The sequence below is a fragment of the Sphingomonas sp. 10B4 genome, assembly GCF_035019905.1.
GTDB classification, from domain to species: Bacteria; Pseudomonadota; Alphaproteobacteria; order Sphingomonadales; family Sphingomonadaceae; genus Sphingomonas; species Sphingomonas glacialis.
The window spans coordinates 45,316-53,176 of record NZ_JASJVC010000024.1 but is presented as its reverse complement, the minus strand read 5'-3'; the positions used below and the strand labels follow the sequence as shown (position 1 = coordinate 53,176).

The 7,861-nt window shown below is 68.6% G+C and carries 5 protein-coding genes; 1 reads left to right on the top strand and 4 read right to left on the bottom strand.

Annotated features, from left to right (window positions below):
• From QN347_RS09430 to bchF, 4 genes are all read right to left on the bottom strand, one after another.
• A partial coding sequence (locus QN347_RS09430) for a magnesium chelatase subunit H (protein ID WP_322161876.1) occupies nt 1-3,203 on the bottom strand: 3,203 nt, incomplete at its 3' end.
• Complete coding sequence (gene bchB / locus QN347_RS09425; protein WP_322161877.1) at nt 3,193-4,848, bottom strand: ferredoxin:protochlorophyllide reductase (ATP-dependent) subunit B; 1,656 nt, start codon at nt 4,846-4,848, stop codon at nt 3,193-3,195. The genes QN347_RS09430 and bchB, both read right to left, overlap by 11 nt.
• Nucleotides 4,849-4,888: 40 nt before the next feature.
• Nucleotides 4,889-6,175 (bottom strand): ferredoxin:protochlorophyllide reductase (ATP-dependent) subunit N, encoded by a 1,287-nt coding sequence (locus QN347_RS09420; protein ID WP_322161879.1) that lies wholly within the window; start codon nt 6,173-6,175, stop codon nt 4,889-4,891.
• Nucleotides 6,172-6,699, bottom strand: coding sequence for a 2-vinyl bacteriochlorophyllide hydratase (bchF, locus tag QN347_RS09415; protein ID WP_322161881.1), 528 nt, complete (start codon nt 6,697-6,699; stop codon nt 6,172-6,174). The genes QN347_RS09420 and bchF overlap by 4 nt, the downstream gene beginning before the upstream one ends.
• Before the next feature lie 353 nt (nt 6,700-7,052).
• Between bchF and QN347_RS09410 the strand changes: the two genes are divergently transcribed.
• On the top strand, nt 7,053-7,820 hold the full coding sequence (locus tag QN347_RS09410; protein WP_323494018.1) for a cobalamin B12-binding domain-containing protein: 768 nt from the start codon (nt 7,053-7,055) through the stop codon (nt 7,818-7,820).
• Nucleotides 7,821-7,861: the final 41 nt, after the last annotated feature.

Here is a 7,861-nt window from a genome sequence, read left to right as displayed (position 1 = left end):
CAGGCCAGTTCGTCGTGCGATACACAGGTGCGGCAGGTTTGGGCATCACGCCCATCTATCCCACTCGATTCCCTACGGGAATCCCCAACGTCAGTTTTGCAACAAAGCCGCTCGAAACTGTCGGCAAGCTCGTCGGGGTCGGTCCACGCGCCGGTGTCGATCATCAGATTGACGTTGGCGCCATATGCGCCCTCGGCATTCGAGAAGACCCGCAGCGCCGCGGTTTCGAGGTCGCAGCCCTGCGCCGCGGCATGGGCGCGGGCATGGCGACGGACGAAATTCTGCGCGTCGGGCTCGTCGGCTTCGGCCGCGAGCAAGGCGGCTTGCGCGAGCATCCGCGTCTGGAGCGGCAACAGGTCGCGGAACACCCCCGACAGCGTGACGACGACGTCGATCCGCGGGCGACCGAGCTCTTCCAGCGGGACCAGTTCGGCGCCCGCCAGCCGGTTATAGCTGTCGAAGCGCGGGCGCGCGCCCAGCAGCGCGAGCGCCTGCGCGATCTGCGCGCCCTCACTCTTGAGATTGTCGGTGCCCCACAGCACCATCGCGACCGTCTCGGGGAGGTGGCCCGAATCGGCGAGGCTGCGCTCGATCAGCCGCTGCGCCTGGGCCGCGCCGTCCTTGACCGCGAAGGCCGAGGGGATGCGGAACGGGTCGAAGCCGTGGATGTTGCGCCCGGTCGGCAGGATCTCGGGGTTGCGCAGCAGGTCGCCGCCGGTGACCGGGTGGATGTAGCGCCCGGCAAGCGCAGTGACGATGCCGTCGATCTCGCCATTGGCCGACAGTGCAGCGTCGAGCGCGGCCATGTCCTTGAGCAAGGGCGTGTCGGCGGCGCGCGTGCCGTCGACCAAAGCGACGATCGTCTCGGGCGGGAGCGTTTCGCCGCGCGCCTGGAGCGTGGCGGCGATCATCGCGATCCGCTCCTCGCGGCTCGCCGCTTCGCCGGCGACGTGGAGCCCTTGCGGGATCAGCTCGCGCTCGATCTCGTAGAGGCGCGCGGCGAGGTCGGCGATCCATGCGTCGTCCTGCGCCGGCGCAGCCCCGGCATCGGCCGGAGCACGCGCGAGGTCGAGGTCGTTGGCCTGGTCGCGGATCAGTTCGGCGAGGTCGCGCGCTTCGTCGCTGCCCGGTGCGGCGACACGCCAGCGCTCGACCGACGCCTTCAGCGCGGCGAGGCCCTTGTAGACGCCGGCGTTGGTCAGCGCAGGCGTGAGATACGATACCAGCGTCGCGCCCGAGCGGCGTTTGGCGAGCACGCCCTCCGAGGGGTTGTTGGCGGCGTAGAGATAGATGTTGGGCAAATCGCCGATCAGCCGGTCGGGCCAGCAGGCCGCGCTCAACCCGGTCTGCTTGCCGGGCATGAATTCGAGGCTGCCATGCGTTCCGAAGTGCAGCACCGCGTGCGCCGCGAAATCCTCGCGCAGCCAGCGGTAGAAAGCGGCGAAGGCATGCGTCGGGGCAAAGCGGCCCGCGAACAGCAACCGCATCGGATCGCCCTCATAGCCCAACGCGGGCTGCAGGCCGACGAACACGTTGCCGAACTGCCGGCCGAGGATCTGCACCGAAGTGCCATCGGACTGCAATTTGCCCGGCGCAGGGCCCCATGACGCCTCGATCTCGGCAAGCCAGGTCTCGCGTGCGACGATCGCGTCGGCGCCGACCTTGGCGTGGACGTTGGCCTCGGTCCCGAAGCGCGCGGCGTTCCCGCCGAGGATCGCCTCGCGGAGCGCATCGACGTCTGCAGGAAGCTCGACCTGATAGCCTTCGCGCCCGAGCCGCGCGAGCGTCGCGTGGAGCGAGGCGAAGACGCTGAGGAATTGCGCGGTGCCCGCGGCACCGGCGTTGGGCGGGAAGTTGAACAGCACGATTGCGACACGCTTCTCGGCATTCTCGGCACGGCGCAGCGCGATCAGTTTCAGCACGCGCGCCGCCAGCATGTCGGCGCGCTCGCTGCAGGGCTGCATCGCGCGCGGCGTCGTGGCGTCGGGGAAGCTGCAGTGGCGTGCGCAGCCGGTGCAGGCGGTGCCGTCGGACTTGCCGCCGAACAGCATCGGAACGGTGCCGCCGTCGAGCTCGGGGATCGCGATCATCATCGTCGATTCGAGCGGGAGCAGCCCTTGCGCATTCGCCGCCCAGGCCTGGAGCGACTGGAACTCGACCGGATGCGCGGCGATGTAGGGGACGTCGAGCTTGGCGAGCACCGCTTCGGCCGCCGCGGCGTCGTTATAGGCAGGACCGCCGACCAGGCTGAACCCGGTGAGGTTGATCACCGCATCGACCGTCGCGACACCGTCGTGCTGGAATAGCGCCTCGATCGCCGGACGCCCGTCGAGCCCACCGGCAAACGCCGGGATCACGTCGAGACCGCGCGCTTCGAGCGCGGCGATCACGCCGTCGTAATGGCCGGCATCCTTGGCGAGGATGTACGAGCGCAGCATCAGCAGCCCGACGGTGCCGCGCGCATCGCGCCGACGCGGCAGTTCGGTCGCGGTGGTGGCGATGCGGCCGGGCAGCGCGGGGTGATAGACGCCGACTTCGGGATACTCGCGCGGCGCCTGCGCCTTGATCGTCCCCCGCAGCGCGCGGCGCGGGCCGTCTGCATAGCGATCGACCAGCGCGCGGATCATCTCGACGACGTTGTCGTCCGACGCCGCGAGCCAATATTGCATCGTCAGGAAATAGGCGCGGACGTCCTGCGCGGTGCCGGGGACGAAGCGCAGGATTTTGGGCAGGCGCCGCAGCATCGCCATCTGCTTGGCGCCGCCGCTTGCCGCAGGCTTGGGGGATCCGCGCAATTTCTTGAGCAAGGCGAGCATTCCGCCGCTCGGGCGGTCCATGCGATAGTCGCCCATCCGCGTGAGCTTGACGACATCGCCGCCCGACATCAGCCCGACCATCGCGTCGCAGTCCTCGCGGCGCGCCTCGAGCTGCGGCAGAACCGCGCGGATATGATCCTCGAGGAAGAGCATCGTCGCCAGCACGATATCGCCGCGCGCGATGTCGGCGCGGGCGGCGGCGAGCGTTTCGGGCTTTTCCTCCCAATCGGCGGCGGCGTGGAGGCCGATCGTGATCCCGGGATTTTCGCGCGCCAGCCGCGCCTGCGCGCGCTGGACCGCGCCCGCCAGATGATTGTCGAGCGTGACGATGACGACGTGGACCGCGGTCGATCCAGAGCCGGCGGGGCTGGTTGCGCTAGCGGGCATAATGCGCCTTTGCGTCATAGAGCGTGTCGAGCGTGATCGCGGCGATGCCGTGCTCGGTGGCATAGCGCTCGGTGTTGCGGCGCGCCTTGCCGCGGACGAAGAACGGGATCTTCAGCAGCTCGCGCTCGGCCTCGGCGGACCAGCCCTCCTGATCCTTCCCTGCTTCGGCGGGGGCGGGGGCGGGGGACAGCTCGGCGCCTTCAGCCAAGGGGTGGAGGGGGGCGGGCGCGACACCTGCTGTCGCTTCCCCGCCACCGTTCGCTGACGGCGTAGGGGCCGCCTCCTGCGGTTCGCGGGGGAGGATTGGGGCGGCGCCATGCCCCAGATGGCTCGCCCCCGCATGGTCCGAAAACTCGAAATCGTCGCGGAACATCGTGAGCAGATGTTCCTCGAGCCCCATCACCAGCGGGTGGACCCAGGTGTCGAACAGCACGTTCGCACCCTCGAACCCCATTTGCGGCGAGTAGCGCGCGGGGAAATCCTGGACGTGGACCGGCGCCGAGATCACCGCGCACGGGATGCGCAGCCGCTTGGCGATGTGGCGCTCCATCTGCGTGCCGAGCACGAGCTCGGGCTGAAGCTTGGCGATCGCGTCCTCGACTTCGAGATAGTCGTCGGTGATCAGCGGCTCGAGCCCGTACAGCTGAGCGGCGGTGCGGATTTCCCGAGCGAACTCGCGATTGTAGCAGCCGAGGCCGACCACTTCGAAGCCGAACTCATCACGCGCGACGCGCGCTGCTGCGACGGCGTGCGTTGCATCGCCGAAGATGAAGACGCGCTTGCCGGTGAGATAGGTCGAATCGACCGAGCGGCTCCACCATGGCAGCCGCGACGTATCGAGTGCGGCGGTCGGATCTACGCCGGCAAGCGCGGCGACCTCGGCGATGAAGTCGCGCGTTGCGCCGTGGCCGATCGGCACGGTGCGGACGGTCTTCTGGCCGTGCGTGCGCTCGAGCCAGCGGCACGCGGTGTCGGCGATCTCGGGATACAGGCTGATGTTGAAATCGGCGTCGGGGATCCGCGCCAGGTCGGCGGGCGTCGCACCGAGCGGAGCGACGACGTTGACGGCAATGCCGAGCGTCCCGAGGAGCCGGGTGATCTCGACGACGTCGTCGCGGTGGCGAAAGCCGAGCGCGGTCGGGCCGAGGATGTTGGCGCTCGGCTTGTGTTGGCCATCCTTGCGCGGCTCGGCCTCGGCCTTTGCCGGCGGACACAAAGCGCGGACCAACTGGTAGAAGGTTTCGGCCGCGCCCCAATTCTCCTTACGCTGATAGCTCGGCAGTTCGAGCGCGATCACCGGGATCGGCAGCCGCAGCGCCGAGGCGAGCCCGGCGGGATCGTCCTGGATCAGTTCGGCGGTGCACGATGCGCCGACGAGCAGTGCCTGCGGCGCGAAGCGATCGATCGCCTCGCGCACCGCGGTCTGGAACAGCGCCGCGGTATCCTTGCCGAGATCGCGCGCCTGGAAGGTCGTGTAGGTGACCGGCGGGCGTTTGCCACGGCGTTCGATCATCGTGAACAGCAGGTCGGCATAGGTGTCGCCCTGCGGCGCGTGAAGCACGTAGTGAACGCCCTCCATCGCGGTCGCGATCCGCATCGCGCCGACATGCGGCGGGCCCTCATAGGTCCAGACGGTCAGCTGCATCGCAGCCCCCGGTCGAGCGGAGCGGACGCGGACACCGACGTCATACCTTCAACACGTCGCGCCGCCGCAGCGGACGCGCGAAGAGGTCGGCGAGATCGCCCGCCTGGTCGAAGCCGTGGATCGGCGAGAAGACGAGTTCGATCGCCCATTTCGTCGTCAGCCCCTCGGCCTCGAGCGGGTTGGCGAGCCCGAGACCGCACACCGTCAAGTCGGGTCGCGCCGCACGGACGCGGTCGAGCTGGCGGTCGACGTCCTGCCCTTCGCTGATCACCGTCTCGGCGGGCAGCAGCGCGAGCTCGCGCGCCATATGCGCGCGGTGGAGATAGGGCGTGCCGACTTCGAGCGGCACCATGCCGAGCTCTTGCGCGAGAAAGCGCGCCAGCGGCAGTTCGAGCTGCGAATCGGGGAGAAAGAAGATGCTCTTGCCGCCAAGCCGGTCGCGCGCATGCGCGATCGCGCGCTTGGCACGCTCGCGGCCGGGCGCGATCACCGCGCGGAAGTGCATCTCGTCGATCCCGAACGCGACCGCGGCAGCGTGGAGCCAGGCGGTCGTGCCCTCGGCGCCGAACGGGAACAGCGCATCGAGCCGCACCGCGCCGCGATCTTCGAGCGCGCGCGCGGTTTCGCCGAGGAAGGGCTGCGCGAGCAGGAAGCGCGTGTTGGGCCCGACCGGCGGCATCGCGCCGGAGCGCCGCGCGGGGAAGCTGTGGACGCGCGGGATCCCCAATTGCGCGAACAGCCGCAGGAACTGGTCCTCGACCACGTCGGGGAGCGCGCCGACGATCATCAGCTCGGGCGCCGCACCAGGTGCCGTCGCGGCAAGCTCGGGCACCAGCGCGGCAAGGCACGCATCCTCGCCTTCGGTGAAGGTCGTCTCGATCCCGCTACCCGAATAATTGAGTACGCGCGTCGCGCCCGAATGCTTGAGCGACAGCCGCTGCGCCGCGCGCGACAGGTCGAGCTTGATCACTTCGGACGGGCACGAGCCGACCAGGAAGAGCAGCTTGATATCGGGGCGGCGCGCAAGCAGCCGGTCGACGACGCGGTCGAGCTCGGCATTGCAATCGACCATCCCGGCGAGATCGCGCTCCTCGATGATCGCCGTGCCGAAGCGCGGCTCGGCGAACACCATCACGCCCGCCGCCGATTGCAGCAGATGCGCGCAGGTGCGCGAGCCGACGACTAGGAAGAACGCGTCCTGCACCTTGCGGTGCAGCCAGATGATGCCGGTCAGCCCGCAGAACACTTCGCGCTGGCCGCGCTCGCGCAACACGGCGCGCGGGGCGGGTGCGCAGTCGCTGCTCGCGGGCAGGGTCAGCGCGGTCATACCGTCACCGCCTGCAAGCGCGCGGCGTGGCCGTTGCTCTGCAGCCGGGCGGCGCGCAGCTTGAGCAGGAATTGCGTCGCGTTGACGACATAGGTGGCGTAGGCGGCGAGCGCGAGGAGCATCCGCCCGCGTTCGCTGCCGAGCCCGAACGCCAGCATCGCCAGATAAGCGGTGTGCAGGCCGAGCACGAGGAAGCTGACGACATCCTCCCAGAAGAAGGCGTCGGCGAACAGCCAGCGGTCGAACACCGCCTTTTCCCAGAACGACCCGGTGATCATGATCGTGTAGAGCGTCAGCGTCTTGAACACGATCGAGACGGTCGCCGCGGTCGCGCCGTGTCCGGTCGCGAGATAGCGCAGAACCAGCACCGTGCTGACCAGGAAGACGAGGAATTGCAGCGGCGCAAGCAGCCCCTGGACGAGCGTCCAGCGAGTCGCATCGCGCCGCAGCCGCTGTTCGGGCGTGTAGAGCCCCACAGCTGCCGGGGGGCTCAATTTCGTGCCGGAACGCCCGCTCTGCTGCATTTCCCCGCTCCACTTGTCGTGAGGAAAGACTGGGCCAGCCCATTCAGAGTGTCAATATAAATTGACGTCCAATAATTATGACATAATGGTGCGGTGCCGCATCGATAGTGCGTTGTCATGGACTTCCGAGAGGCATAGGTTGCGAGTCGCCGGACCAGCCAAACATGGCCGCCGACGTACGTCGCGTGATCAACCAGACCGGGAGAGTCGGGGTGGCTTCGGTGCTCAGGTTCGAAGAGTTCGTGCAGCGCGGTCGTGCGCGGTTAAGTCGCTTGCGCGATCGATCTACGCCCGAAAGGCGCGATACCACGCAGCCCGCGCCTCCGGCTGACAAGGCGCGCGCGCTAAATCACTTGATCGAATGCGAGATCATCCCGCGCTTGCTCGTTGCGCACGCCGCGCCGATTGCCGCGGCCGAGGGCATGCACAGCGATCGGATCGCCGAGACCGAGGTCGCGACGTTCGCGCCGCTCGCGCTGCAAGTCGAGGCCGACGAACTGCTCGCGCATGTCGAGGCGCTGCTGGCCCGCGGCGTGTCGCGCGAGACGCTGCTGGTCGATCTGCTCGCCCCCGCGGCGCGGATGCTCGGGCAGTTCTGGGAAGAGGATCGCTGCGATTTCGTCGATGTGACGATGGGCCTGTGGCGGCTGCAGGAGGTCGTCCACGAAGTCTTCGGGCGTACCACCCCCGATGGCCATATCCCGCATCTCGCACGGCGCGCGCTGTTCGCGTCGCTCGAGGGCGATCAGCACAGCTTCGGCACCGTCGTCATCGACGAGCTGTTCTGCGCCAATGGCTGGATGACCGATCGCATCGCCGAAGCGACAACGGCGCAGTTGCTCGAGCGCGTTCGCGACACTTGGTTCGACCTGGTCGGATTGACGATCACGTGTGACTGCCATATCGCGACCTTGCCTTCGATCGTGCGCGCTATCCGTGCGGCGTCTTGTAATCCGCGGATTTGCGTGATGGTCGGCGGACGAGTGTTTGCCCTTGATGCCAGCCGCGCGGCCGCGGTCGGTGCCGACGGGACGGCACCCGACGCGCGTGCGGCGGTTCGCGTCGCTGGCGAGCTGGTCGATGCGGTGGCACGGGAGGCTGTTGCGTCGATGACGGGCTGATCTAATTTCGGGTCGCGCGGGGCAGGCACCCCGCGGGACGA